This window comes from Pseudomonas sp. S3_B11 (genome assembly GCF_054667715.1).
In genome coordinates this window covers 5,854,527-5,878,414 of the sequence record NZ_CP162749.1, presented here as the reverse complement: position 1 = coordinate 5,878,414, position 23,888 = coordinate 5,854,527, and the positions used below count along the sequence as shown (strand labels likewise).

Sequence of the window (23,888 nt, the reverse complement as noted above, 5' to 3'; positions counted from 1 at the left end):
GACAGATTCGCGGCAAACAGGTAAGGTGCGCTCCATTGCATCGCCCACCAGGAGGGCGATGCCGTTGTTCATGGAGTTGCACCGCACATGAGTTGCTGGAATGTCCTCGGACTGTCCCCTGATGCCGACGCCCGCACAATCAAACGCCAATACGCCGTCCTGCTGAAGAACACCCGCCCGGATGACGACCCCGAGTGTTTTCAGCGTCTGCGCGAAGCCTATGAAGAAGCGTTGAGCTGGTGCGAATGGCAGCAGGAAGATGAGCCGCTGACGTCCGTGGAGCATGCGCCCACTGTCGTCGTTGCCGAGACTCTGCAACAGCAGTATCAGCAGGCGCTGGCAAGCGGCGCCGGGCTGATGTTTGAAGTCACGCTGCTGCAACGCATCGTCGATACCCAGGAAGTCAGCCTCGATGACCGCCAATGGGCCTTTGAAACCTTCCAGTGGCTGAGCGCCGGGCAACGCCTGGAACTGCCCTGCGCGCTGATTCAATCCCTGGAGATGCAAAGCAAGGCCGCGCTGCAAAAATCCTTGCGCCGGGCCCTCGAACAGCACGACGAAGCCGGATTCCTGGACGCCTATGAGGCGCGCTTGCGTCAGCCCTGGATCGACAAGAGTCCCCATGCGCAGTGGTTCGATACCTGGTTGGCCAAGCTGCTGCTGGACAGCCGCTATTGGTCGCCGACGGTGTTTGAAGCAGTGTGCGCCGGCCAGGGCTGGCATGGCGGCAGCGACCGTACCGGCCCGCCCGACGATTGGCCGCGGCTATTGTGGCGCCAGCAAAGCCCGCAGTTCATCGTCCGGCAACGCGAGCTGGCGACCGAGCCTCCCTGCACCCCGCAGCAACGCGCTGCGCGCCTGCTGTTGGCCCCCATGACCCTGGGCCAACGCCGTGCCTTCGCCCAGCGTTTGAACGAAGACGACTGGGCCGCCTGCCAACGGCTCAGCGACGATATTTATGCCGACCACCCCACGGTGGCGGCCTCGATGCCAGGCGGCACGCCTTACTTCTGGCAAGGTTGGGAACGTACGTTCGACAGTTGGCCGCTGGTGTTGGCGACCATCGTGGGCTGCATGGTTAGCGCCCTGGTACACGCCGAATCCCTGGCAGGCAACCTGCTGCGAACCCTCGGCATCGGCCTGTTGTGGTCGATACCCATCGTGATGGGCGGCTTCGTGGGGTGGCATGTGTGGCGCCCGATGGCCCATCGGTATCGTCTGCTGGATGAGCGCCTGAGCGCCCTGCTCCCCCGGTGGCTGAGCCCAACGCGCTTGCCGCTGCTGCCGCTGCGCGACTTGCTGCCGGGCGCCGCGATGATGGCCGCAGCCGGTTATAAAATCGGCCCGGCGGCCAGCGTGACGCTGCTGCTCGTGCTGACGGCCATCGGCCTGTTCAAGCGGCACACCCTGAAAACCCACACCCCGTGGACAACCGGCAACGCCCAATGGCCAACCCGGATGATCGCCCTGGGCATCGCCGCGTGTGTGGTGCTGTATGGTGGATTGAAAATGCTCGACCTCCAATATCAGGTCAATCGCAACCAGGGTTTGCAGCAATGGACCGAGCGCCTATGCAGCCGCCTGCCCGCCACCGCACAGGAATGCCAGGCCCCCGCCACCGAGGCGCAATGGTATGGCCAGGAGGCCAGACGATGAATCCGAAATGGTTGATCTCCATCGCTCTGACATTGGGCCTGGGGTTGCTGGGCCTGGCCGGCGCCAGCAAGCAGGTGGCGCAAGTGCAACTGTGGCTCGACAAGCTCGACAGTCCCGAAACCGCCAAGGCCAGCGCCCTGGCGCCGATCATCGACTGCATGAACCGCGTCGACCGGGATTGGCGCCTGTTCTATTACGGCTACACCCACCAGCAATGGTACAGGCCCTCCATCTTCGAACAGCAGACCTACGAGTCCATGGTGCAGATGGACCGGATCCTCAAAGAGTTCGGTGACCACGACGAAGCCCTGGGCAGAGAGCTGCAAAACGATATCTGCACCCAACGCATCACCGGCAAGCTTGAGCGCCTGGAACCCGATAGCCAGTTGATCAATGCGGCCGGGCGATACGTGTTGGCCTTGCAGGACGTCACGCCGCTGACCAACTCGTTCGACTTCTACCAGCGGTCGGGTCAGACGGGCTTTCGACCGCCACAGGGCCGGGTAGCACAAGCCATGGTCATCAAGGGCGATGCCTACATGGCTGCCTCCATCGAACTGCGCACTCGCCTGGAACGCGAGGACGTGCGCCTGCGCCCTGCACAACGGGTGCTGCTGCAGGCGCGCCTTGGCCAGGACATCCACTGGCACTTGCTCAACTACATGATTGCCGCACGCACTGCGGTGGATGAGCTGGAGCAAGGGGCGTACCTCGCCACATTGACCCCAACGACCCTCGCGCCGTTGATCGACGCGGTGCAACAGGCGAGCATGCAGGGCAAGGACTATGTGCGCCTTCACCCCGGCAAGCCACGGGAAGAGTTTGCCAACGGCCTCTGGCAGACCATCACGCCGTCGGCGGACGCGTACCTGCAAGCATTGCAAAGCCTGCAGCAGCACTGGCTCGAGCGTGCGACGCCGCAGCAACTGAGTGACGACTTTGCCCTCGTCACCCGTCGCTACGACGTCTTGCTCAGCTTCTACAACAGATCGGCGCGCAGCGCCTTTTGAGTCTTCAATGAAAAGGAATAGATTTGCTGGAAATAAAAAACTGTCCCTTATTGGCTGAAAATCGCCAGAAATAAAGGGGCGGATTGTTAATTAATTCCGGTGTATTTCCTTCTCTTACAGCTTGGCAGTGGCAATTTTACAAAGGTTGCGCCCGTTATTTACGCTTGAGCATCTCCGGCAACTGCGCCACCAGTTTCTGGTTATTCAACGGCGCCCGAATAAACCCACGCTGGGTACCGTCCGGGCCAATCACGGCGAGGTTGCCGCTGTGATCGACCGTGTAGTTGGGCTTGCTAGTGTCCGCCGGGATGAACGGAATGCTCACTGCATTGGCGAGTTTCTGCAGGTCTTCGACGGAAGCGGCGGTCAGACCTATGAACTGCGGATCGAAGTAGCCCAGGTACTGCTTGAGTTGCTTGGGCGTGTCGCGGTTCGGGTCGACGCTGACCAGCACGATTTGCAACTTGGCCACAGCCTCGGGCGGCAGTTCGCTTTTGATCTGGCGCAGTTGGGCGAGGGTGGTCGGGCAGATGTCCGGGCAGAAGGTGTAGCCGAAGAACAGCAGGCTCCATTTGTCTTTCAACCCGTCCATCGCCACGGGCTGGCCGTCCTGGTCGGTCATTTTCACGTCCGGCAGGTTGCGGCTCTGGGGCAGCAGGATGATGCCGGCATCGATCAGCGCCGTCGGGTCGCCCTGGCCTTTGCCGGACAGCACCTTGTTGATGGTCAGGCCGAGGATCAGCGCGATCACGGCCACGAGAATGAAGACGGTTTTCTGGGTTCGAGTCATAGGCTCAACAGTAAGTAATGATCTACAAGCAGGGCGATGAACAGCAGGAACAAGTAATAAATAGAGTACTTGAAGGTGTTGATCGCCGCGTGCGGCCGACTGCCACGGTACAACACCACGGCCCATTGCAGAAACCTGGCGCCCAGCACCAGCGCGCAAACCAGGTACAGCATCCCGCTCATATGGATCACGAACGGCATCAGGCTCACCGCCAGCAGCACCAGGGTGTACAGCAGGATATGGATCTTGGTGTAGTGCTCGCCGTGGGTCACCGGCAGCATCGGGATGTCAGCCTTGGCGTATTCCTCCTTGCGGTGAATCGCCAGGGCCCAGAAGTGTGGCGGGGTCCAGGCGAAGATGATCAGCACCAGCAGCAGCGGTTCGGCGCTGACATGCCCGGTGGCCGCCACCCAGCCCAGCAGCGGTGGCGCCGCGCCAGCCAGGCCGCCGATGACGATGTTCTGCGGCGTCGCCCGTTTCAGGAAACCGGTGTAGACCACCGCATAACCAAGCAAGGAGGCCAGGGTCAGCCAGGCCGTCAGTGGGTTGGTGAACGCCAGCAGCAACGCTTGGCCGGCCACCGCCAGTGCCAGTGCGAAGGTCAGGGCGGCGGCGGGGGAGACTCGTCCCTCGGCCAATGGCCGTTTGTGGGTGCGGGCCATCACCGCGTCGATGCGCCGGTCCACCACATGGTTGACCGCCGCCGCGCCGCCGGCACACAGGGCGATGCCCAGGTTGCCGAACACCAGGACCGTCCACGGCACGCCGGCACGGGTGGCGAGGAACATGCCGACCAGCGAGGTGATCAGCATCAGCACCACCACTTTGGGCTTGGTCAGCTCCAGGTAATCGCGCCATATCGCTTGGCTGTGGCGTTCACCGGTCAAGGTTGCCATGGCATCTCTCCTTTTATTGTTATGGGGCTGGCGCCGTGTTTAGGCGGGTTGAACCGCCAGCGCAGCGGGACTTGATGCTTGACCCGGACCAGGCTGGTACGGGCGTGATAGTTGACCAATACCAGGGTCAGCAGCAGTGCCGCGCCCCCGGCGTTGTGGGCAACGGCCACCGGCAACGGCAGATGGAACAGCACGTTGCTGATGCCCAGGGTGATCTGCGCCGCCAGTGCGGCCAACACCAGCCCGGCCAGCCGGGTCATGCCGACAGTCTTCAATTGCCAGGCCAGCCCCAGCAGCACCACGGTCACCAGCAAGGCGCCGATGCGGTGGGTCAGGTGGATGGCGGTGCGGGCGTCGCTGTCCAGTTGCCCGCCCAGGTAGTTCGGCCCGATGTGCTGGGTCAGGTGGAAGCCGTTGGCAAAATCGGCCGGTGGCAACCATTGGCCGTGGCAGGTGGGGAAATCGATGCAGGCCACGGCGGCGTAATTGGAGCTGACCCAACCGCCGAGGGCGATCTGGCCGATCACCAGCAGCAGCCCGGCCGTGGCCCAATGTTGCAGGCGCTTGGGCACGGTCAGCGCCGGCAATACGCCGGACAAGCGCAAGGTGAGCAGAAACAGCAGGCTCAACGTCGCGAAGCCGCCGAGCAAATGCCCGGTGACCACCTGCGGCCACAGCTTGAGGGTTACGGTCCACATGCCGAACGCCGCCTGGGCGAACACCACGGCCAGCAGGAACAGCGGCAGTTTCAACGGCAGGCCCGGGTGACGACGGTTCATCCAGGCCCGGGCGGCCAACAGGGTAATCAACAGCCCCAGGGTCCCGGCAAAGTAGCGATGGACCATCTCGTTCCAGCCTTTATGGGCCTCCACCGGGGTGTCGGGGAAATGCAGCTCGGCATGGGCCAGTTGGGCTTCGCTCTTGGGCACGCTGATGAACCCGTAGCAACCGGGCCAGTCCGGGCAGCCGAGGCCGGCGTGGGTGAGCCGGGTGTAGGCGCCCAGCAGGACGACGATCAGTGCCAGCAGCGTGGCAAACAGTGCGAGGCGAAATCCAGGTTTGGCCATGTCGATGCCCTCATCCGATGTTCGACAGTTTCAGCAAGTGACGCAGGTCGTTGAGCAGGTCCTTGCCCTTGACCCGGGCGTCGTAGCGCAGCACCAGGTTGCTGTGGGGATCGATGATCCACAGTTGCGCACCGCCGGAGCCTTGGGCGCCTTTCTGGTAGGCCGGCAGGTCCAGTGGGTAGCGTTGCAACTGCGGGTATTCACGCTGCAGTTGCCCGTCATATTCGGCATCCAGCGGTTGCGCGATAGCCAAGGCGTGGCTGGCGCGGGAGGCGTCGCGGCCGAGGCCGATCTGTACCTGTCGGGCCAGGTACACCAGTTGCCGGCAATCCACCGAACATTCCTGCGGTGCGGTGACCAGGATCTGCCAGCGCTGTTCATCGGCCTGTACGCCAATCTCGGCGCGGGTCTGGCCGTTGCCGATCAGTTCGCCGTGGTAGCTGCGGCTGTCGGGCACCCAGAACTGGAATTTGTACATGCCGGTGGCCAGGATCATCGGGCCGATCACCCCGAGCACGATCAGCAGCAATTGCAGGCGTCCCTTGCGACGGTTGGGCACCACGGGCGCCTCAGACGTGTTGGTTGGATTCATGGTGTTTCCCATGGTGTCTCCCTGCGTTGTGCCATCCGAGATAAAGGAACAGGCCGAACAGTGCCGTCGCCATGGCGAACCACTGCACGGCATAGCCGAGGTGTTTTTCCGGGCCCATGGCGACCACCGGCCAATCGGTCCGGTAGGCGCCGGGGCCGCTTTGTTGGCGTAATTCATAGGTGAAGCCGCTGCGACCCAGTTCGGCCCAGAGCTTGTCCGGTTCGATGGTGGTGACCAGTCGCGGCCACGGGGCGCCCGCCGGGTCGGCGTGAAGCTGGAAGGTCGCGCCCGGTGCCACGTAGACCCAGGCCTGGAGGCTCACCGGTTGTTCCGGCGTGTTGAAGACCGGCGGGGTGCGCCGGTCAGGCCAGGGCAACCAGCCGCGATTGACCAGCAGCCACAGCCCGGTGCGGTGGTCGAGGAACGGTTGCAGCAACTCGATGCCGACCTTGCCGTCGTGCTGGCGGTTATCCAGCAGGATGCTGTGCTCGGCATCGAACTGGCCCTGCAGAGTTACGAGTCGAAAGGCCGGATCGCTGGTGTGCGCAAGCTCGGTGCTGTCCATCGGCGGCGCAACGCGGCGCTCGGCGTAATTTTCCATGAGCACACGCTTCTGTTCGCCGCGGCTCAATTGCCAGAACCCCAGGCACACCATCACCGGCACCAGCACGGCCACCACCAGCGACGGCACGATACCCGGCCGGAAGTGTTTCATGGCGCCGTCCGAAAGCCGTCGAACGGGATAGCTATACTCACGTGCATCGCGTCCCCCCGGAGTGTCCCTAATGCTAAAAGCAGCCATCGTCCTGATGCTGATTGCCACGGTTGTCAGCCTGTTCAGCGGCCTGTTTTTTCTGGTCAAGGACGACAGCAACTCCAATCGCCTGGTCATCGCCCTGGCGATTCGGGTCAGTCTGGCCGCCGTCACCGTCGGCTTGATCGCCTGGGGTTTTTTCAGCGGCCAGTTGGTATCCCACGCGCCCTGGTAGTCGTGCCTCAGAGCACGTAGACGAAGACGAACAAACCGATCCACACCACATCGACGAAGTGCCAGTACCAGCTCGCCGCCTCGAAGCCGAACTGGTGCTCGTTATCGAAGTGCCCGCGCATGATGCGCATCAGCATGACGAACAGGATGATCGTGCCGATGGTGACGTGGGCGCCGTGGAAACCGGTGAGCATGAAGAACGTCGCACCGTAGACGCCGGAGCCCAGGGTCAGGCCCAGTTCCTTGTAGGCGTGCATGTATTCTTCGGCCTGGAAGCCCAGGAAGGCGCAACCCAGCAGCACGGTGATCGCCAGCCAGATCTTCAGCGCACCGCGATGGCCTTTTTCAAGGCGTGGTGGGCAATGGTGACGGTGACGCTGGAGCTGACCAGCAGGATGGTATTGAGCAGCGGCAAGCCCCAGGGGCTGATGACTTCCTTGGGCGCCGGAAAGAGTTTCGGGTCCGGGTTGTTCAGCAACGGCCAGGCGAACTCGAAGCTCGGCCAGAGCATGTGTGACAGCCCCTTGGTGCCTTCACCCGCCAGGCCTGGCGCCGAGATGTTGCGCACATAGAACAGCGCACCGAAGAACGCGATGAAGAACATCACCTCGGAAAAGATGAACCAGCTCATGCCCCAGCGGAACGAGCGATCGAGTTGTGCGCTGTACAGCCCGGCGCGGCTTTCCTTGACCACCGCGCCGAACCAGCCGAACAGCATGTAGGCCACCAGCAGGCCGCCAATGAAAAAGATCAGCGGGCCATGGGATTCCGGGCGCGCCGCCTTCAGGTCGTTGAACCAGGTCGCCAGGCCATACACCGTGACGAACATCCCGACCGTGGCGATGATCGGCCATTTGCTCTGGGCCGGAACGTAATAGTGTTCGTGAGTTGCCATTTATTGTTCTCCTTATCGGGCACGCTATCGGTCAGTGTTTAGAGCCACCGGTGGATGACGAGCGGTGATATCGAACAGCGTGTAGGACAGCGTCAGGTGCTTCACTTCCTTGGGCATGTCCCGGTCGACGATGAAGCGCATGGGCATTTCGATGCGTTCGCCGGGTTGCAGCACTTGCTGGGTAAAACAAAAACATTCGGTCTTGTGGAAATACGCCGCCGCGGTGCTGGGCGAGATACTCGGAACCGCCTGGGCGCTCATCGGCCGGTTGGTGGGGTTGTGGGCGACGAACACCATCTCGTTCACCGCCCCCGGCTTGACCACCAGTTGGTCGCCCTTGGGGTAGAAATCCCAGACCATGTCCACCGCGTTGGTCGACAGGAACTGCACCCGCACCTGCCGCGATTCATCGACGGTCTGCTCGCCTTCGTACTGCCCGCCGGTCTTGCCGTTGATGCCGAACGCCTTGCACATCACGTCGTAGATCGGCACCAGGGCAAACCCGAAGATGAACATGGCCACCACCACCAGCAGCAGGCGGGTGACCAGTTTCTTCATCGAAATCGAATCAGCCATGGTTTCCAGTCCTCACCGGGAACCCTGTGGGAGCGAGCTTGCTCGCGATAGCGACGACTCGGTGTGTCAGATACACCGCTATCGTGAGCAAGCTCGCTCCCACACAGGTCCCATGTGTCATCTATTTCACTTCCGGCGGCGTAGTGAAGGTGTGATACGGCGCCGGCGACGGCACGCTCCACTCCAACCCTTCGGCACCATCCCAAGGCTTGGCCGGTGCGGGCGGGCCGCCTCGGATGGTCTTGATCACGATGAACAGGAAGAAGATCTGCGTGGTGCCGAACATGAACGCGCCGATGGACGAGACCATGTTGAAGTCGGCGAACTGCAGGTTGTAGTCGGGAATCCGCCGGGGCATGCCCGCCAGGCCGACGAAGTGCATCGGGAAGAACGCCATGTTCATCCCGACGAACGACAGCCAGAAGTGCAGCTTGCCGAGGGTTTCGTCGTACATGTGGCCGGTCCATTTCGGCAGCCAGTAGTAGGCCGAGGCGAAGATCCCGAAGATCGCGCCGGGCACCAGCACATAGTGGAAGTGCGCGACCACGAAGTAGGTGTCCTGGTACTGGAAGTCCGCCGGGGCGATGGCCAGCATCAGCCCGGAGAAACCACCGATGGAAAACAGGATCACGAACGCCACGGCAAACAGCATCGGCGTTTCGAAGGTCAGCGAGCCTTGCCACATGGTGCTGGCCCAGTTGAACACCTTCACCCCGGTGGGCACGGCGATCAGCAGGGTCGCGTACATGAAGAACAGCTCGCCCACCAGCGGAATGCCGACCACGAACATGTGGTGCGCCCAGACGATGAACGACAGGAACGCAATGGCGGCCGTGGCATAGACCATCGAGGTGTAGCCGAACAACGGCTTGCGCGAGAAGGCCGGGATGATCGAGCTGACGGCACCGAAGGCCGGCAGGATCATGATGTACACCTCGGGGTGGCCGAAGAACCAGAACACGTGCTGGAACAGCACCGGGTCACCGCCACCGGCGGCACTGAAGAAGCTGGTGCCGAAGTGGATGTCCATCAGCATCATCGTCACGCAGCCGGCCAGCACTGGCATCACTGCGATCAGCAGGAACGCGGTGATCAGCCAGGTCCAGACGAACAGCGGCATCTTCATCAGGGTCATGCCAGGGGCGCGCAGGTTGAGGATGGTGGCGATCACGTTGATCGCGCCCATGATCGAGCTGATGCCCATCAGGTGGATGGCGAAGATGAAGAACGTCACGCTTTCCGGCGCATAAGTGGTGGACAGCGGCGCGTAGAAGGTCCAACCGAAGTTAGGCCCGCCACCGGCTGTGAACAACGTCGACACTAGCAGCAGGAACGCGGCCGGCAACAGCCAGAAGCTGAAGTTGTTCATGCGCGGCAGGGCCATGTCCGGCGCGCCGATCATCAGCGGGATCATCCAGTTGGCCAGGCCGACGAAGGCCGGCATCACCGCGCCGAAGACCATCACCAGGCCATGCATGGTGGTCATCTGGTTGAAGAACGCCGGCTCCACGATCTGCAGACCGGGCTGGAACAGCTCGGCGCGGATCACCATGGCGAACGAGCCGCCCAACAGGAACATGGAGAACGCGAACCACAGGTACAGCGTGCCGATATCCTTGTGGTTGGTGGTCAGTACCCAGCGCATCAGGCCCTTGGCGGGGCCATGGGCGTGGTCGGCGCCGGCATGACCGTGGTCATCGATCACAGCACTCATGTCCTGTCTCCTTCGAACGAGTGGGCTGGACGGCGCGGGGCGGTGAGCCCCGACCGGTTGCGGGAACGAACGTCAGGCCGGCTCATTTGCTTTCCGCCTGTTTGAGTTCCAGCACTTCTTTAGGCGTAACCATGTCGCCCTTGTTGTTGCCCCAGGCGTTGCGTTCATAGGTCACGACTGCGGCGATATCGACTTCCGACAACTGTTTGCCGAACGCGGCCATGGCGGTGCCGGGCTTGCCGTGGTAGACGAGGCTCAGGTGATCAGCCTTGGGCCCGGTGGCGATTTTCGAGCCTTTGAGGGCCGGGAACATAGGCGGCAAGCCCTGGCCTTCGGCCTGGTGACAGGCCACGCAGGTGGTGTGGTAGATCTTGTCGCCACGTTCCTTGAGCTCGTCCAGGGTCCATTCCTTGCTGGTCAGCTCTTTAAGCTGCGCGGCTTCGGCCTTGCGTTCTCCCAGCCATTTCTCATAGTCGGGCTTGCTCTTGACCTCCACCACGATCGGCATGAAACCGTGGTCCTTGCCGCACAGCTCGGCGCACTGGCCACGGTACAGGCCGGGCTTGTCGACGCGGGTCCACGCTTCGTTGACGAAGCCTGGGATCGCATCGCGCTTGACCGCGAAGGCCGGCACCCACCAGGAGTGGATCACGTCGGCGGAGGTCACCAGAAAGCGCACCTTGGCATCGACCGGCAGCACCAGCGGCTTGTCGACCTCCAGCAGGTAGTGCTCGCCCTTGGCGCTCTGGTTATGAATTTGTTCGGCGGGGGTCGCCAGGTTGCTGAAGAACTCGACGTCCTGACCCAGGTACTTGTAGTGCCACTTCCATTGATAGCCAGTGACCTGGATATCGATGTCCGACTCGCTGGAGTCGTACATCTTGATCAGGGTGGCGGTGGCGGGAATCGCCATCAACACGAGGATCACGAAGGGCACGATGGTCCAGAGGATTTCGACGCGGGTGTTTTCGTGGAAATGCGCGGCATTCTGGCCGGTTGAGCGGCGGTGCATCATCATCGACCAGAACATGGCGCCGAAGACGATGATGCCGATGACCACACAGATCCAGAAAATGGTCATGTGCAGGTCGAACACTGCGTTGCTGATCTGTGTCGCTCCAGGCGCCATATTCACAGTCCAGGCCGCTTGTGCCTGGCTGAAAATCGACCACAACAGGAGGCCCATCCATACGTGTGGATGTCGCGTCATTGCGGGTTCCCCTTATCGTTCTTGTTATCCCGTAGGCGTAAAGCCTGCGGCAAGGGATCGGCTATTCAGACTGCTTAATTGACTCGCCGCGCCTTGCTGCACATGCAATCGGGTGTCATCAGCTAACTCCATTCCAACCCGAGTATAGACAGCACCTGCAACCTCGCAACGCGATGGCGTAAATCGTTTGAAACAGACAGGGCTTGCACTAGAGCCCGCGAATGGAGAAGGATGCGAACCTGAGTGATGGCAAATCGATATAACTGCGACGTAGCAAGGAAGAGACGGTTATGAAAAATAGGTCTTAGGAGTGTTTTTGCGCCAGCTAAGTTATGTCTTCCCTATTTCATTGCCTTTGTTTCCTGGAGTTGTCATGAACACCGCCGCATTGCGCGAGCAGATCCAAAAAGCCCAACAACACGAGGCCGAGACCGGCCAGTTGACCCGTCAGCTGGAGGCTCAGCTACCGCACCTGCACGCCGCCATTCAACTGCCGGACATCGACGCGAAGGGCGTGATGACCCGTTTTGTCACCGCTTACATCGAACAAGTGCCAGACTTGCTGGACGCCGCCAACGAGGTGGCCCGCGAAGCCGGTATCGAATCGCAGATCAAGCCGGTACTGAAAATCGCCGAACAGTTTTTCCTCCAGCCACCCAAGCTGATGGAAGGCCACGTCGGTCTGGACAGCCTGTTGGATGAAGCCTACCTGGCCCATCGGCTGGTGGAGGAGGTCAACGACCTGTACATCAAGCATTTCAGCCAACCGCTGATCCCGCTGGACATGACGGTCGCCAACCTGATCGCTCACCATTTGATCGGCGAACCGTTCGCCAACCAGCTGGACGAAGCCGTGCATCACGCCGTTGACGAAATGCTCGACGAAGACAGCTTTGCGCTGGAGTCGGTGGAGTCTTACCGGGAGAAACTCGGCAGCCCGGACACGGGCGCTGCCTGGAAGCGCTGGCCGTGCCTGTCGCGCCAGCTGGGTGTTGGGCTGGAACTGGATCAGCCGGCGGCTTGATCCAGCAGCAAAACATGAACCCCTTGTGGGAGCGGGCTTGCTCGCGAAGGCGCAGTGTCAGGCAGCATTTAGCTAACTGATCCACCGCTTTCGCGAGCAAGCCCACTCACACATTGGATCTGTGCCGCTCATGAATCGTGTGTCCTACACCCAACCCCTGTGGGAGCGAGCTTGCTCGCGATGACATTACATCAGCCACATCACAGTTGACTGATACTCCGCTATCGCGAGCAAGCTCGCTCCCACATTGGGTCTGTGGTGTTCATGAATCCTGTGCCTTACACCCAGCCCCTTTGGGAGCGAGGTGTCAGGCGGAGGCTGCGCCAACCCCTACGGTGGTACGCAACCGCCCTTCCAGCCGGCGCTTGAGCCCGCGGGATTCGATCAGCAGCTTCGAACCCTTGCTGGCATTCGCCCGGCCCCATTCTTCCAGTAGCTCCAGGCACGAGTGATCGATGTAGCTCAGGTTATTGAGCGGCACATGCACGGTCGCGCCTGTCGGTATGCTACCCAGCACCTGGGTCAGCGCCGGGACCTTGAGGAAGGTGGCTGCCCCGACCAGTCGCAGTTCCATCTCGCCTTCCTGGGGCAGGTCGATCAGGCTGATTTTCAGTCGCGAGGCTTTCCAGGCCAGTTTCGCCAGGGTCAGGCCGAAGCCGATCAGCACACCGGTCAGCAGGTCGGTGAAGATGATCGCCAGCGCCGTTGCGGCGTAGGTGAACATCGGCATCCGGCCATAGCGACCCAGGCTGCGAAACGCCTTGAGGTCCACCAGTTTGAAACCGGTGTACACCAACACCCCCGCCAGGCTCGCCACCGGAATGCTTTGCAGCACGCTGGACAGCAACAGCACGAAGAGCAACAACCACAGGCCGTGGAAAATCGTTGACATCCGCGTGGTGGCCCCGGCCTGGACGTTGGCCGAGCTGCGCACGATCACCCCAGTCATTGGCAGGGCGCCGAGCAGGCCGCAGAGCATGTTGCCGATACCTTGCGCCGACAGTTCGCGGTCGAAGTCCGCACGATCACCGCTGTGCATGCGGTCCACGGCGGCCGCCGACAGCAGGGTTTCGGCGCTGGCGATGAAGGCCACGGCGAAGGCGGCGATCAGCAGCGTCGGGTCGGCCAGGTTCAGCAGGTCCGCCGGGCGCAGCCAATCAATGGCTTCGGCGAGGTTCTCCGGGACTTCCACGCGTTTGACCTGCAAGGCCAGCATCAGGCTGGCGATGGTCGCCAGGCCGACACCGAGCAAGGCGCCGGGAATGAAGCGCAGGCTGTGGGGACGAAACTTCTCCCACAGCCACATCACCGCAATCGTCGACAAACCAAGCAGGCCGGCCTGCCAGCCGAAGGACGGCAAGGCCTGGGCCACCGCCGCCGGGAACGCCGCCAGGTTATCCAGCCCTGACGGCTTGGGCGCCGCGTCGAGCATCACATGGACCTGGGACAACACGATCAGCACGCCGATACCCGCGAGCATCCCGTACACCACCGCAGGTGCGGTGACCCGGAACCAGCAGCCGAGACGAAAGCGCCCGGCCAACAATTGCAGCAGACCGGCCAGCAGCAGGATCGGCCCGAGCATGGCGACGCCATGCTGGCGCACCAATTCGAAGACCAACACCGCCAACCCGGCGGCCGGGCCACTGACTTGCAGCTTGGAACCTGCCAGGAAACCCACTACCAGGCCACCGATGATGCCGGTGATCAGGCCTTTGGCCGGTGGCAGGCCGGAGGCGATGGCAATGCCCATGCACAAGGGCAGCGCCACCAGGAACACCACCACCGAAGCCAATAGCTCCCGTGGCAGAACAGCTTTTAATTGAGCACGCATGGCGACTCTCCCGAAGTTTTCTTCAGGCATGGCGAGGCCCTACCGCGCAAATAGCGGTAAGGCTGAACCACACAAGGATGTTTAGGAGTGGTTAGAAGCGCGCTTTGGGCGTCGCCACCGGTATCGGATGGCTGCCATCGAGCGGCAGGAAACGTCCCTGGTCCGCGTCATAGGCTTTGATCTCGCTGGTCTCGATGTTGTACACCCAGCCATGGATGAACAACTGACCATTGGCCATGCGCGATGCGACCGAGGGGTGCGTTCGCAAATGCTGCAACTGCGCGATCACGTTCTCTTCGGTGAGGATCGACATGGTCTGTTTTTCGTCGCCGCACGGACAGTTGTCGTGGACCATGGTCTTGGCCACTTCGGCGTGGCGCAGCCAGGCCTTGACCGTGGGCATTTTTTCCAGGGTATCGGGGTTGAGCACCGCGCGCATGGCGCCACAATCGGAATGGCCGCAAACGATGATGTGCTGCACGCCGAGGGCCAGCACGGCGTATTCGATGGCGGTGGAGACGCCGCCGTTCATTTGCCCATAAGGTGGAACGACGTTGCCGACGTTACGGGTCACGAACAGGTCGCCGGGGGAGCTATGGGTGATCAACTCGGGCACGATGCGCGAATCGGCGCAGGTGATGAACATCGCCCGGGGTTTCTGGGCGGTGGCGAGTTTCTTGAAGAGCTCTTCCTGTTGCGGAAAGATCTCGTGATGGAAATGCAAAAAGCCGTCAACAATATGCTGCAGCGCTGCATCGGCGGTTTCCGCCTCGGGTTGGGCTGAAGCCGACGCAGCCAACGGCTGTTTATCCTTGTCACTCATGATTCATCCTCTTTGACGTTGACGCCAGTGGCTGGTTAAAAAACATCCAGGTCGAGGTGTTCGACCCGTCAGTCACTCGCTGAACAAGGTAGCGGCCGAAACTTAACTCAAACTGAAATCGAAGGCTCTAGGACAACGATTCCAGGGGTGGCAAAACACTGGCGCAGCTCATGTCCAGTAGCCGTTCCAAGGTCAACTTTAATCAAATCAAAGACATCTGTCGGCCCGGCGGACAGAAGGCATCGCAATCAAGATTGTATCCGTCGCGGCGCTCAAGCCCCAAGCGCTTGAGGGCCTTGGCGAAACGTTGGGCCAGCAGGTCGGCGAACGGGCCTTCGCCGCGCATCCGCGCACCGAAGCGGCTGTCATACAGTTCGCCGCCGCGGCTCTGGCGGACCAGGCTCAACACATGGGCGGCGCGCTGCGGGTAGTGCGCTTGCAACCACTCCTCGAACAGCGGCGCGACTTCCAGCGGCAGGCGCAGCATGACGTACGCGGCATTCTGCGCGCCGGCGGCGTGGGCTTCGGTCAGCAGGCTCTCGATCTCGCTGTCGTTGATCATCGGGATCATCGGTGCACACAGCACTCCCACGGCAATGCCCGCCTCGCGCATGACCTTGATCGCCCGCAACCGCGCCTTGGGCGCCGCCGCGCGGGGTTCGAGAATACGCTTGAGCTCATCGTCCAGGGTGGTGAGGCTGATCATCACATGCACCAGGCGTTGTTGCGCCAGCTCGGTCAGCAGGTCCAGGTCGCGCAGGATCAGCGAACCCTTGGTGACGATGGTCACTGGATGCCGATAGCGCAGCAGCACCTCGAGAATCCGGCGGGTGATCCGTTGTTCACGCTCGATAGGCTGATAGGGATCGGTGTTGGACCCCAGCGCGATTGGCGCACATTGGTAGCCGCGCCGGGACAATTGCTCTTCCAGCACATCGGCGGCATTGGTCTTGGCGATCAGCTTCGTTTCGAAATCCAGCCCCGGTGACATGTCCCAATAGGCATGGCTGGGCCGCGCATAGCAGTAGATGCAGCCGTGTTCGCAGCCTCGGTACGGGTTGATCGAGCGGTCGAAGGGAATATCGGACGAGGTGTTGCGGGTAATGATGGTCTTGGCCATTTCGATGCGTACTTCAGTGCCTTGGGTCGGCGGGACTTCCTGATACCAGCCGTCATCTTCGGCCACCGAGCGACTCGGGGCGAAGCGGTTGTGCGGGTTGGTCGCGGTGCCGCGGCCGCGAGGCGGAAGTGAAGCTGACATGGGAGCACTCCGAAAGGCTGTATGTGCATACAGTATTCGTTGCATTCGATTAAGACCAGTGCCATTCAGCAGCCCGAATACCCGATCATCGTTCACAACGCTTTGACGTTCTCCTCACAGGCTTTTAACCGCAGCGAGCCGAAACTGTCGATCTCGCATTCCTTCGTTTTCGGTCGTCCGTGCATGCTCAAGCTCTGTTCCCGTTCACTGCTCTGCCTGGCCTTGCTCATCGGGCTGGCCGAGATCCCCGCCCAAGCGGCCGATTCCCCTGACGCGAGGCCCGCGGAATGGGCGCAGCCGGTGGAAAAGGACTACAACCTCTACCAGATGTCACCGACGCTCTACCGCAGCTCCCTGCCGGATGGCGCAGCGCTGCCCTTGCTGACCAAACTCAGGATCGGCACGGTCATCACCTTCCTGCCGGAGTCGGACAAGCGTTGGCTGTCCACCCCCGGCATCGAGCAAGTGCAGTTGCCCTATCGCACCAATCATGTCGATGACAGCGACATTCTCAGGGCTTTGCGCGCCGTCCAGGCGGCCGAAGCCAAGGGGCCGGTGCTGATGCACTGCAAGCACGGCTCGGACCGCACCGGGCTGGTCGCCGCCATGTACCGGGTGGTGGTGCAGGGTTGGAGCAAAGAGGACGCCTTGAACGAAATGACCGAAGGGGGCTTCGGTGACAGTCATCACTTCAAGGACGGGGTGCGCTACATGATGCAGGCCGATGTCGACAAACTCCGCGTGGCGCTGGCGAATGGCGATTGCAGCACCAGCGTCTTTGCCCTTTGCTCCCTGGAAAGCTGGGTCAACTCAACCACGACGACGCGTCACCTCGACCCTCAGGTTGTGCTTCCCGAGCGATGATCGCTACGTGCCCAGAAACGCCGTGATCGACTCAGACAGCGGTCGCGAATCGCCCGGCCCGAAAATCGTCTCGCGCAACGCCTGCCCGGTTTCCCGGTTGAACAGCCCGTCGCGCTTGATTCTCTGGAACACGGTTTTCGCCAATTCCCTCGACCAGGCATAGGCATAGAGCCCGGCACCATAGCCGGTCACCATGTAGTCCAGGCCATTGGGCCAGCGTTCGGTTGCAGACACCGGCAGATGCCCGACCTGCGCGCTGACTTGGTCGAATACGTGTTGGGCGGTGCGTCCATCGCCGTGGCTGCGGTGCAATTCCATGTCGAACAGCGCATCGCGCAAGAACGAGGCGCTGTCCCAACTGGTCTGGGTATGGAGGTAGACCAGCAATTGATCGGCGAGGGTGTCCGGCAAGGGCGCCCCGGTTTGGTGATGTTTCGAGACACGCAGCAGGCAGGGTTTGGCGAAGCACCATTGCTCGAACAACACCCCGGCGAATTCGGCCGTGTCCCGGGACAGTTCCGAGATGCCCGAAATTTCGCGGTATTCAGCCCGGGTCAAGACGTGATGCAAGCAATGGCCGAACTCATGAAAGAGGATGCGCAGCTGCCGATGATCCAGCAACACCGGGTTTGCGCCTGAGCCACGCGGCAACCAGCCATGCAAGACCGCGATGGGGAGCCGAGGCCGGCCTTCGGCGGTGATGCGGCGATTGCGCAGGGTGGTGGTATTGGGAAAACCGTCCTGGTTCGCCTCTGCAAACGGGTCGAAATAGAGGTAGCCCACGGTCTCGTCCCCCTCGCGGACTTCAAAAAGACGCACGTCCGGATGCCAGGTTGCGACGTCCTGGCGTTCAACGATGTTCACGCCGAACAGGTCCCTGGCGATCAGCAACAGCTGTGCAAAAGTCGACTCCAGTTCAAACCAGGCACTGGTGGCCTGCCCCGAAACCCCTGTCGTTTGCCGCCGAAGCTTTTCGGCCAGGTATTGATGATCCCAAGGCTGGAGACCGCTGAAGCCTTGCGTTGCGGCAAATTTTTCCAGTTGCTCGGTGTCCCGGGCAAATACGCTGCGCTGCTGGGCGAGTCGTTCCTGCAAGAACGACAGGACCTGTTCCGGCGACTCGGCCTGCTCCGGTTCGAGCGCCATTTGAGCGTAATTCGAATAGCCCAGTAACGTGGCGTGTTCATGGCGATCCCTGAGTAACTGCGCGAGGACTTCGCCGTTGTCGAACACGCCGGCATGGGGCCCCTGATCCGATGCGCGCGTGCTGAAGGCGACGTAGATTTGCTTGCGCAAAGCGTGATCGTCAGCGTAACGGGTGACCAGACGAAACGACTCCTCGTCGAGCATCAGCAACCAGCCCTTGCGTCCAGCCATACGCGCCTGGTCAGCCATGCGTTGTTTGAAGGACGATGGCAGGCCGCTCAACCGGGCCTCGTCGTCAAACGTTTGGCTCCAGGCTTTATTGGCCTCGTGCAAGTGTTCCAGGAACAAGTCACGGGCGCCTTGGATACGCAGTTGCAGGTCTTTCAAGTCGGCCTGTGCGGTGTGCGCCAAGCCGTTCTGGCGAAACTGCCGGAGGACCTTTGCCAGGGTTCTTTTTCTCGCTGGCGTGAAATGTCGGGCTATCGGGCTGTTTGCCAAGCGTTGATAAAGCTGGAACAGGTCGGGATGGTGTTTGAGTGACCGCTGGAAATCCTGTAGCCGTTCGCTGCAGTCCGACCAAGCCTGGATCCAGGCGTCACCTAACCTGTTCCAGCTCAGTCGCTCCAGCACATAGCCGAAGCTCTTCAAACGGGCGTGGATCTCGTCCATCGCCAGCACGAGGTCGTCCCAGGTGGGGAAGGGTGTCTGGGTCTTGATGATTTCGGCGACTTGAGCGCGGCTCTCGGCAAGAATCCGGTCAAGGGCCGGTGAAAAATGTTCGGCCTGGATCAGCGAAAAAGGGGGCAGGTCATGGGCCTGCAACAGCGGATTGGCATCGTCGGGCATGGCAGCCTTCCTCTCAGTCTGGACGTGATGAACAGTCTGCAAAGGAAGGTGTGGGTGCGGGCGGTATATATGTATCGCTTCCGGGCCGTGGGGCCCGGAAGGTGATATCGGATCATTCCGTCGGTTTTTTCTTCAACTTGGGGTTGGGGAAAAACTGCACCGCCTGAACCTTGGCGTCCGGCGCCTTGAGCGCCGAGGTATTGACCCGGGTGCCCAATTCCTTGGGCACCGACAGGCCTTGCTCGTTGAGTGTGTCGGAATAACCGCAGGCGACACATTCACGGTGCGGTACGCCGTCTTCGTTCCACATCATCAATTTGTCCGGCTCGCTGCAGGCCGGGCAGACCGCCCCGGCGATAAAGCGTCGCTTGGTAATCACAGGTCCCTCGCTCATGCTGCCGCGTCCTCGGTCAGGCCGCTGTGGCGCAAGAGTGCGTCAATCGACGGCTCACGGCCACGGAAGTCGACGAACAGCACCATCGGCTCCTGCGAGCCGCCACGGGCCAGGATCGCCTCACGGAAAGCACGCCCGGTGTCGGCGTTGAGCACGCCGTCCTCTTCGAACTTGGAGAATGCGTCGGCCGACAACACTTCCGCCCATTTGTAGCTGTAGTAGCCCGCCGCATACCCGCCGGCGAAGATGTGGGCGAAGCTGTTGGGGAAGCGGTTGTAGGCCGGTGGACGCATGACCGACACTTCGTCGCGCACGCCTTCGAGCACTTGCAGCACGCTGCGGCCATCGCCGTGGGTGGCGTGCAGCTCGAAGTCGAACAGCGAGAACTCCAACTGGCGGACCATCATCAGGCCGGACTGGAAGTTTTTCGCCGCGAGCATTTTCTCCAGCAGGTCCTGGGGCAGAGGCTCGCCGGTTTCGTAGTGGCCGGAAATCAGCGCCAGGCCTTCAGGCTCCCAGCACCAGTTTTCCATGAACTGGCTCGGCAGCTCCACGGCATCCCAGGCCACGCCGTTGATGCCGGACACGCCGGCATGTTCGACGCGGGTCAGCAGGTGGTGCAGGCCATGGCCGAATTCGTGGAACAGGGTGGTGACTTCATCGTGGGTCAGCAGCGCCGGCTTGCCGCTGTCGGCCGGGGTGAAGTTGCACACCAGGTTGGCGACCGGGCTTTGCAGGACGCCTTCGAAGGTGCGACGACGGTCGCGGGCGCCATCCATCCAGGCCCCGCCACGCTTGTTGGCGCGGGCGTAGAGGTCGAAGAAGAAGCGGCCGACGTGCTGGCCGTTTTCCTTGATTTCGAACAGGCGCACGTCCGGGTGCCAGGTGTCGAAGCCTTTCAGTTCGGCGATCTCGATGCCGTAGAGGCGTTGCACGATGGCGAACAGGCCGCCCAGTACCTTGTCGATCGGGAAGTACGCACGCAGGGCTTCCTGGGCCACGCTGTAACGCTGCTGGCGCAGTTTTTCACCGTAGAAACCGCTGTCCCAGCTTTGCAGGTCGGGGCAGCCCTGTTCGGCGGCGAAGGCTTTGAGCTGTTCCAGGTCCAGGGCAGCGAACGGTTTGCTGCGCTTGGCCAGGTCCCGCAGGAAACTGAGCACCTGATCGCTGGATTCGGCCATCTTGGTCGCCAGGCTCAACTCGGCGAAGTTGGCGAAACCGAGCAATTGGGCCAGTTCCTGACGCAGGTCGAGGATCTGTTCCATCACCGGGCCGTTGTCGTTCTGGCCGGCATTCGGGCCCTGGTCGGAGGCGCGGGTGCAGTAGGCGGCGTAGACTTCTTCACGCAGGGCGCGGTCTTCGGCGTAGGTCATCACCGCGTAATAGCTGGGGAATTCCAGGTTGATCAGCCAGCCGTCCAGCTCCTTGGCCTGGGCGGCCGCGGCCATTTGCGCCTTGGCCGAGTCGGTCAGGCCGGCGAGGGCGGCCTCGTCGGTGACGTGCTTGGTCCAGGCCTGGGTCGCGTCCAGCAGTTGATTGGAGAAGCGGCTGCCCAGTTCGGACAGTTTGCTCTGCACTTCGGCGTAACGCTTCTGCTGCTCCGGTGGCAGGTCGATACCCGACAGGCGGAAGTCACGCAGGGAGTGTTCCAGGATGGTTTTCTGCGCCACGTCGAAACCGGCGGCTTCAGGGCTGCTCGCCAGGGCTTCGAAGGCCTGGAACAACTCGCGGTTCTGGCCCAGTTCGGTGGAGTAGGCACTCAGTGCCGGCAGGCAGGCCTCGTAGGCTTCGCGCAGTTCAGGGCTGTTGCGCACGGCGTTCAAATGACTGACCGGGCTCCAGGCGGCGCCCAGGCGATCATTGAGCTCATCCATCGCCAATACCAGGCCGGCCCAGGTAGGCTGCTGGACTTGGGTCTTGAGGAACTCGGCGATGGCGGCACGGTTGTCAGCCAGGATCTGCTCGATGGCCGGTTGCACGTGCTCGGCACGGATCGCCGAGAATGGCGGCAGGTCATAGGGCTGCAAAAGAGGGTTGTTCACGCTCACGGTCGACACCTTGGCTGGAAGAAACATGGGCCCATCTTAATTACAATCGACGTTCACCGCAGCTAGCAGCGCCTATCACCGGATAAGAGAGAGCCTATCGTGACCCTTCGCACGTACCAGAACCACAGCCCGCGGCTAGCCCGGGGCGCTTTTGTCGACAGCACCGCGGTGGTGATCGGCGACGTCGAAATCGGCGAAGACAGCTCCGTCTGGCCGCTGACGGTCATACGCGGCGACATGCACCGCATCCGTATCGGTGCGCGTACCAGCGTCCAGGATGGTTGCGTGCTGCACATCACCCACGCCGGTCCGTTCAATCCCGAGGGCTTCCCGTTGCTGATCGGCGACGACGTGACCATCGCCCACAAGGTCATGCTCCATGGCTGCTCCGTGGGCAGCCGGGTCCTGATCGGCATGGGCAGCATCGTCATGGACGGCGCGGTGGTCGAAGATGATGTGATCATCGGTGCCGGCAGCCTGGTACCGCCGGGCAAACGCCTGGAAAGCGGCTTTTTATATGTGGGCAGCCCGGTGAAACAGGCCCGGCCGTTGACGGACAAGGAGCGCGCCTTCTTCACCTACAGCGCGGCGAACTACGTGAAGCTCAAGGACCTGCACCTGGCCGAAGGCTACGACCAGCCCTGACGGGTTCGCCTGCCACCTCTATTCATCGTGGCGAGGAGCTTGCTCCCGCTGGGCTGCGCAGCAGCCCCATGACTTCCAGGAACTGCAATGCATTACCAGACTGTACTCTTCGACCTCGACGGCACCCTCACCGACCCCCGCGAGGGCATCACCCGTTCGATCCAGTTCGCCTTGAGCAAACTGGGCATCGACGAACCCGACCTGACCCGCCTCGAGCATTTCATCGGCCCGCCGCTGCTACAGGCGTTCATGCAGTTTTACGACTTCGATGAAGCGAAGGCCTGGGAGGCGGTGAATTTCTATCGCGAACGCTTCAAGGTCACCGGCCTATACGAAAATCGCGTCTTCGACGGCGTGATGCCACTGCTGGAAACCTTGGGCAGCCAAGGGCGCCAGTTGTACATCGCCACTTCCAAACCCTGGGTCTTCGCCCGGGAAATCGCCCGCCACTTCGACTTCGCCCGGCACTTCAAGGTGATCTACGGCAGCGAACTGGACGGCACCCGCACCAACAAGGTCGAGTTGATTGCCCACCTGCTGGCCGAAGAAGGCCTCGACCCGACCAGCACCCTGATGATCGGCGATCGCAAGCACGACCTGATCGGCGCCCGCAGCAACGGCCTGGATGCAGCGGCGGTGGGGTATGGATTCGGCAGCCATGAAGAACTCAGCGCCGAGGGCCCGGCGTATCACTTCGAGACGGTGGATGCGTTGCATCAGGCGTTTTTGCGGGGTTAGTCATATTGCCATCGCGGGCAAGCCTTGCTCCCATAGGGCAGCGCCTTGAATGCTATGGGGGCAAGGCTTGCCCCGCCAAAAAGCAGCATCTGGAGTACCTGCGGGAGCAGGCCCCCCAAAAAGGCAGCATTTGGAATACCTGTGGAAGCAGGTTTTCTCCCCCAAAAGGCAGCATTTGGAATGCCTGTGGAAGCAGGTTTGCTCCCCCCAAAAGCAGCATTTGGAATACCTGTGGGAGCAAGGCTTGCCCGCGATGAGGCCATCATGGACGCAGCTTAAATCGAATCAGACCCATATCGCGTCCCACAATGGGTAGTCCCCAATTTTCTCAACTAAACCGGCTCGCAGCGGGTTTGCCACGACATATCGAGCGACTGTTTGCAGATCTTCCTCCTTGCGAATGGCTCGGTCATGAAATCCCTCCTGCCAAAGCGATCCTTCCCGCTGCGTCAATCGATTGAAGACAACCGTGGTCCGAGACTTTGTTCGCGCAATCAGCTTGGAGAGTTCTATACCCTGCAATTCGATCAGCCAGTGAAAATGGTCTGGCATCACCACCCAGGCCAACGAATGGGCAAATTGTTCTTTCTGAGCCTTTCGGAAGGCGTCAACCACCAAGCGTCCTGTCTCGAAGCGGCCAAAAAACGGCTCGCGGCCGCGCGTATTCACGGTCAGTAAATAGACGTGTCCAGACTGCGAATAACGTCCGAAACGCAACTGTTGGGAATGAGGCAGTGTTGTCACAAGTGATCCTCCTTGATCTGTCCTTTATTTCAAGGCTAGGACAGCAGAAGCGGATCCGACTTGGAATGTTGGAGCAGGATGTGTCTGGGCTGACGCCATCGCGGGCAAGCCTTGCTCCCACAGGGAA

22 protein-coding genes and 1 pseudogene are annotated in these 23,888 nt (G+C 61.6%); 7 read left to right on the top strand and 16 right to left on the bottom strand.

Going from position 1 to position 23,888, the window contains the following annotated elements; genetic code table 11:
- Positions 1-87: 87 nt before the first annotated feature.
- Both AB4O22_RS26300 and AB4O22_RS26295 read left to right on the top strand, forming a co-directional pair.
- Entirely contained in the window at positions 88-1,656 is a 1,569-nt protein-coding gene (locus tag AB4O22_RS26300; RefSeq protein ID WP_460097467.1) for a J domain-containing protein, read from the top strand.
- On the top strand, positions 1,653-2,666 hold the full coding sequence (locus AB4O22_RS26295) for a DUF3829 domain-containing protein (RefSeq protein WP_460097465.1): 1,014 nt from the start codon (positions 1,653-1,655) through the stop codon (positions 2,664-2,666). The genes AB4O22_RS26300 and AB4O22_RS26295 overlap by 4 nt, the downstream gene beginning before the upstream one ends.
- 154 nt (positions 2,667-2,820) lie before the next feature.
- On the opposite strand, the gene AB4O22_RS26290 is transcribed toward AB4O22_RS26295, so the two are convergent.
- Genes AB4O22_RS26290 through AB4O22_RS26270 form a run of 5 tightly spaced genes read right to left on the bottom strand, consistent with a single transcriptional unit; the run spans position 2,821 to position 6,726 of the window.
- Positions 2,821-3,456 carry an SCO family protein gene (locus AB4O22_RS26290; protein ID WP_003196316.1) on the bottom strand — a complete coding sequence of 212 codons (636 nt, stop codon included), beginning with the start codon at positions 3,454-3,456 and terminating at the stop codon, positions 2,821-2,823.
- Positions 3,453-4,352, bottom strand: coding sequence for a heme o synthase (gene cyoE, locus AB4O22_RS26285; RefSeq protein ID WP_069971270.1), 900 nt, complete (start codon positions 4,350-4,352; stop codon positions 3,453-3,455). Before cyoE ends, AB4O22_RS26290 begins: the two co-directional genes overlap by 4 nt.
- Complete coding sequence (locus AB4O22_RS26280) at positions 4,340-5,419, bottom strand: COX15/CtaA family protein (protein WP_003196320.1); 1,080 nt, start codon at positions 5,417-5,419, stop codon at positions 4,340-4,342. Before AB4O22_RS26280 ends, cyoE begins: the two co-directional genes overlap by 13 nt.
- Positions 5,420-5,429: 10 nt before the next feature.
- Positions 5,430-6,023: a hypothetical protein gene (locus AB4O22_RS26275; RefSeq protein ID WP_003196322.1), complete on the bottom strand. Its 594-nt coding sequence runs from the start codon at positions 6,021-6,023 to the stop codon at positions 5,430-5,432.
- On the bottom strand, positions 5,989-6,726 hold the full coding sequence (locus AB4O22_RS26270; RefSeq protein ID WP_028237725.1) for an SURF1 family protein: 738 nt from the start codon (positions 6,724-6,726) through the stop codon (positions 5,989-5,991). Before AB4O22_RS26270 ends, AB4O22_RS26275 begins: the two co-directional genes overlap by 35 nt.
- Positions 6,727-6,796: 70 nt before the next feature.
- On the opposite strand from AB4O22_RS26270, the gene AB4O22_RS26265 reads away from it, so the two are divergent.
- Complete coding sequence (locus AB4O22_RS26265) at positions 6,797-7,000, top strand: twin transmembrane helix small protein (protein ID WP_003196325.1); 204 nt, start codon at positions 6,797-6,799, stop codon at positions 6,998-7,000.
- Positions 7,001-7,007: 7 nt separating this feature from the next.
- Here the strand turns inward: AB4O22_RS26265 and AB4O22_RS26260 are convergent.
- The 4 genes and pseudogenes from AB4O22_RS26260 to coxB form a co-directional block, all read right to left on the bottom strand.
- A pseudogene (locus AB4O22_RS26260) lies at positions 7,008-7,894 on the bottom strand (cytochrome c oxidase subunit 3).
- A gap of 24 nt (positions 7,895-7,918) precedes the next feature.
- Positions 7,919-8,470, bottom strand: coding sequence for a cytochrome c oxidase assembly protein (locus AB4O22_RS26255; protein ID WP_013691983.1), 552 nt, complete (start codon positions 8,468-8,470; stop codon positions 7,919-7,921).
- Between the two features lie 121 nt (positions 8,471-8,591).
- On the bottom strand, positions 8,592-10,184 hold the full coding sequence (gene ctaD / locus AB4O22_RS26250) for a cytochrome c oxidase subunit I (protein WP_003196332.1): 1,593 nt from the start codon (positions 10,182-10,184) through the stop codon (positions 8,592-8,594).
- Between the two features lie 82 nt (positions 10,185-10,266).
- Positions 10,267-11,394, bottom strand: coding sequence for a cytochrome c oxidase subunit II (gene coxB / locus AB4O22_RS26245; protein ID WP_214511187.1), 1,128 nt, complete (start codon positions 11,392-11,394; stop codon positions 10,267-10,269).
- A 373-nt stretch (positions 11,395-11,767) separates the two neighbouring features.
- Here coxB and AB4O22_RS26240 point away from each other — a divergent pair, with 373 nt between their 5' ends.
- A complete protein-coding gene (locus AB4O22_RS26240) occupies positions 11,768-12,418 on the top strand; it encodes a hypothetical protein (RefSeq protein WP_014335872.1) in 651 nt (216 codons plus the stop codon).
- 307 nt (positions 12,419-12,725) lie between these two features.
- On the opposite strand, the gene AB4O22_RS26235 is transcribed toward AB4O22_RS26240, so the two are convergent.
- From AB4O22_RS26235 to AB4O22_RS26225, 3 genes are all read right to left on the bottom strand, one after another.
- Positions 12,726-14,252, bottom strand: coding sequence for a SulP family inorganic anion transporter (locus tag AB4O22_RS26235; protein WP_003196339.1), 1,527 nt, complete (start codon positions 14,250-14,252; stop codon positions 12,726-12,728).
- A 91-nt stretch (positions 14,253-14,343) separates the two neighbouring features.
- Positions 14,344-15,075 carry a carbonic anhydrase gene (locus AB4O22_RS26230; protein ID WP_003196341.1) on the bottom strand — a complete coding sequence of 244 codons (732 nt, stop codon included), beginning with the start codon at positions 15,073-15,075 and terminating at the stop codon, positions 14,344-14,346.
- 202 nt (positions 15,076-15,277) lie between these two features.
- The gene (locus AB4O22_RS26225) at positions 15,278-16,336 is read right to left on the bottom strand and encodes a PA0069 family radical SAM protein (RefSeq protein ID WP_003196342.1); all 1,059 of its coding nucleotides are present in this window, start codon (positions 16,334-16,336) and stop codon (positions 15,278-15,280) included.
- Positions 16,337-16,519: 183 nt separating this feature from the next.
- On the opposite strand from AB4O22_RS26225, the gene AB4O22_RS26220 reads away from it, so the two are divergent.
- Complete coding sequence (locus AB4O22_RS26220; RefSeq protein WP_003196344.1) at positions 16,520-17,200, top strand: phosphatase domain-containing protein; 681 nt, start codon at positions 16,520-16,522, stop codon at positions 17,198-17,200.
- Positions 17,201-17,203: 3 nt separating this feature from the next.
- On the opposite strand, the gene AB4O22_RS26215 is transcribed toward AB4O22_RS26220, so the two are convergent.
- The 3 genes from AB4O22_RS26215 to prlC form a co-directional block, all read right to left on the bottom strand.
- On the bottom strand, positions 17,204-19,192 hold the full coding sequence (locus tag AB4O22_RS26215) for a M3 family metallopeptidase (RefSeq protein WP_223472424.1): 1,989 nt from the start codon (positions 19,190-19,192) through the stop codon (positions 17,204-17,206).
- 112 nt (positions 19,193-19,304) lie between these two features.
- The gene (locus AB4O22_RS26210; protein ID WP_003196348.1) at positions 19,305-19,586 is read right to left on the bottom strand and encodes a YheV family putative zinc ribbon protein; all 282 of its coding nucleotides are present in this window, start codon (positions 19,584-19,586) and stop codon (positions 19,305-19,307) included.
- The gene (gene prlC, locus AB4O22_RS26205; RefSeq protein WP_460097462.1) at positions 19,583-21,661 is read right to left on the bottom strand and encodes an oligopeptidase A; all 2,079 of its coding nucleotides are present in this window, start codon (positions 21,659-21,661) and stop codon (positions 19,583-19,585) included. Before prlC ends, AB4O22_RS26210 begins: the two co-directional genes overlap by 4 nt.
- 72 nt (positions 21,662-21,733) lie before the next feature.
- Here prlC and AB4O22_RS26200 point away from each other — a divergent pair, with 72 nt between their 5' ends.
- Complete coding sequence (locus tag AB4O22_RS26200) at positions 21,734-22,279, top strand: gamma carbonic anhydrase family protein (protein ID WP_003196351.1); 546 nt, start codon at positions 21,734-21,736, stop codon at positions 22,277-22,279.
- An 87-nt stretch (positions 22,280-22,366) separates the two neighbouring features.
- Positions 22,367-23,017 (top strand): HAD family hydrolase, encoded by a 651-nt coding sequence (locus tag AB4O22_RS26195; RefSeq protein WP_100263661.1) that lies wholly within the window; start codon positions 22,367-22,369, stop codon positions 23,015-23,017.
- A 285-nt stretch (positions 23,018-23,302) separates the two neighbouring features.
- On the opposite strand, the gene AB4O22_RS26190 is transcribed toward AB4O22_RS26195, so the two are convergent.
- Positions 23,303-23,761: an REP-associated tyrosine transposase gene (locus tag AB4O22_RS26190; protein WP_223472422.1), complete on the bottom strand. Its 459-nt coding sequence runs from the start codon at positions 23,759-23,761 to the stop codon at positions 23,303-23,305.
- Between the last annotated feature and the right edge of the window lie 127 nt (positions 23,762-23,888).

Coding starts and splice junctions, on each gene's coding strand:
- AB4O22_RS26300 (WP_460097467.1), top strand. CDS start 88: ATGAGTTGCTGGAATGTCCTCGGACTGTCCCCTGATGCCGACGCCCGC.
- AB4O22_RS26295 (WP_460097465.1), top strand. CDS start 1,653: ATGAATCCGAAATGGTTGATCTCCATCGCTCTGACATTGGGCCTGGGG.
- AB4O22_RS26290 (WP_003196316.1), bottom strand. CDS start 3,456: ATGACTCGAACCCAGAAAACCGTCTTCATTCTCGTGGCCGTGATCGCG.
- cyoE (WP_069971270.1), bottom strand. CDS start 4,352: ATGGCAACCTTGACCGGTGAACGCCACAGCCAAGCGATATGGCGCGAT.
- AB4O22_RS26280 (WP_003196320.1), bottom strand. CDS start 5,419: ATGGCCAAACCTGGATTTCGCCTCGCACTGTTTGCCACGCTGCTGGCA.
- AB4O22_RS26275 (WP_003196322.1), bottom strand. CDS start 6,023: ATGGGAAACACCATGAATCCAACCAACACGTCTGAGGCGCCCGTGGTG.
- AB4O22_RS26270 (WP_028237725.1), bottom strand. CDS start 6,726: ATGAAACACTTCCGGCCGGGTATCGTGCCGTCGCTGGTGGTGGCCGTG.
- AB4O22_RS26265 (WP_003196325.1), top strand. CDS start 6,797: ATGCTAAAAGCAGCCATCGTCCTGATGCTGATTGCCACGGTTGTCAGC.
- AB4O22_RS26255 (WP_013691983.1), bottom strand. CDS start 8,470: ATGGCTGATTCGATTTCGATGAAGAAACTGGTCACCCGCCTGCTGCTG.
- ctaD (WP_003196332.1), bottom strand. CDS start 10,184: ATGAGTGCTGTGATCGATGACCACGGTCATGCCGGCGCCGACCACGCC.
- coxB (WP_214511187.1), bottom strand. CDS start 11,394: ATGACGCGACATCCACACGTATGGATGGGCCTCCTGTTGTGGTCGATT.
- AB4O22_RS26240 (WP_014335872.1), top strand. CDS start 11,768: ATGAACACCGCCGCATTGCGCGAGCAGATCCAAAAAGCCCAACAACAC.
- AB4O22_RS26235 (WP_003196339.1), bottom strand. CDS start 14,252: ATGCGTGCTCAATTAAAAGCTGTTCTGCCACGGGAGCTATTGGCTTCG.
- AB4O22_RS26230 (WP_003196341.1), bottom strand. CDS start 15,075: ATGAGTGACAAGGATAAACAGCCGTTGGCTGCGTCGGCTTCAGCCCAA.
- AB4O22_RS26225 (WP_003196342.1), bottom strand. CDS start 16,336: ATGTCAGCTTCACTTCCGCCTCGCGGCCGCGGCACCGCGACCAACCCG.
- AB4O22_RS26220 (WP_003196344.1), top strand. CDS start 16,520: ATGCTCAAGCTCTGTTCCCGTTCACTGCTCTGCCTGGCCTTGCTCATC.
- AB4O22_RS26215 (WP_223472424.1), bottom strand. CDS start 19,192: ATGCCCGACGATGCCAATCCGCTGTTGCAGGCCCATGACCTGCCCCCT.
- AB4O22_RS26210 (WP_003196348.1), bottom strand. CDS start 19,586: ATGAGCGAGGGACCTGTGATTACCAAGCGACGCTTTATCGCCGGGGCG.
- prlC (WP_460097462.1), bottom strand. CDS start 21,661: ATGTTTCTTCCAGCCAAGGTGTCGACCGTGAGCGTGAACAACCCTCTT.
- AB4O22_RS26195 (WP_100263661.1), top strand. CDS start 22,367: ATGCATTACCAGACTGTACTCTTCGACCTCGACGGCACCCTCACCGAC.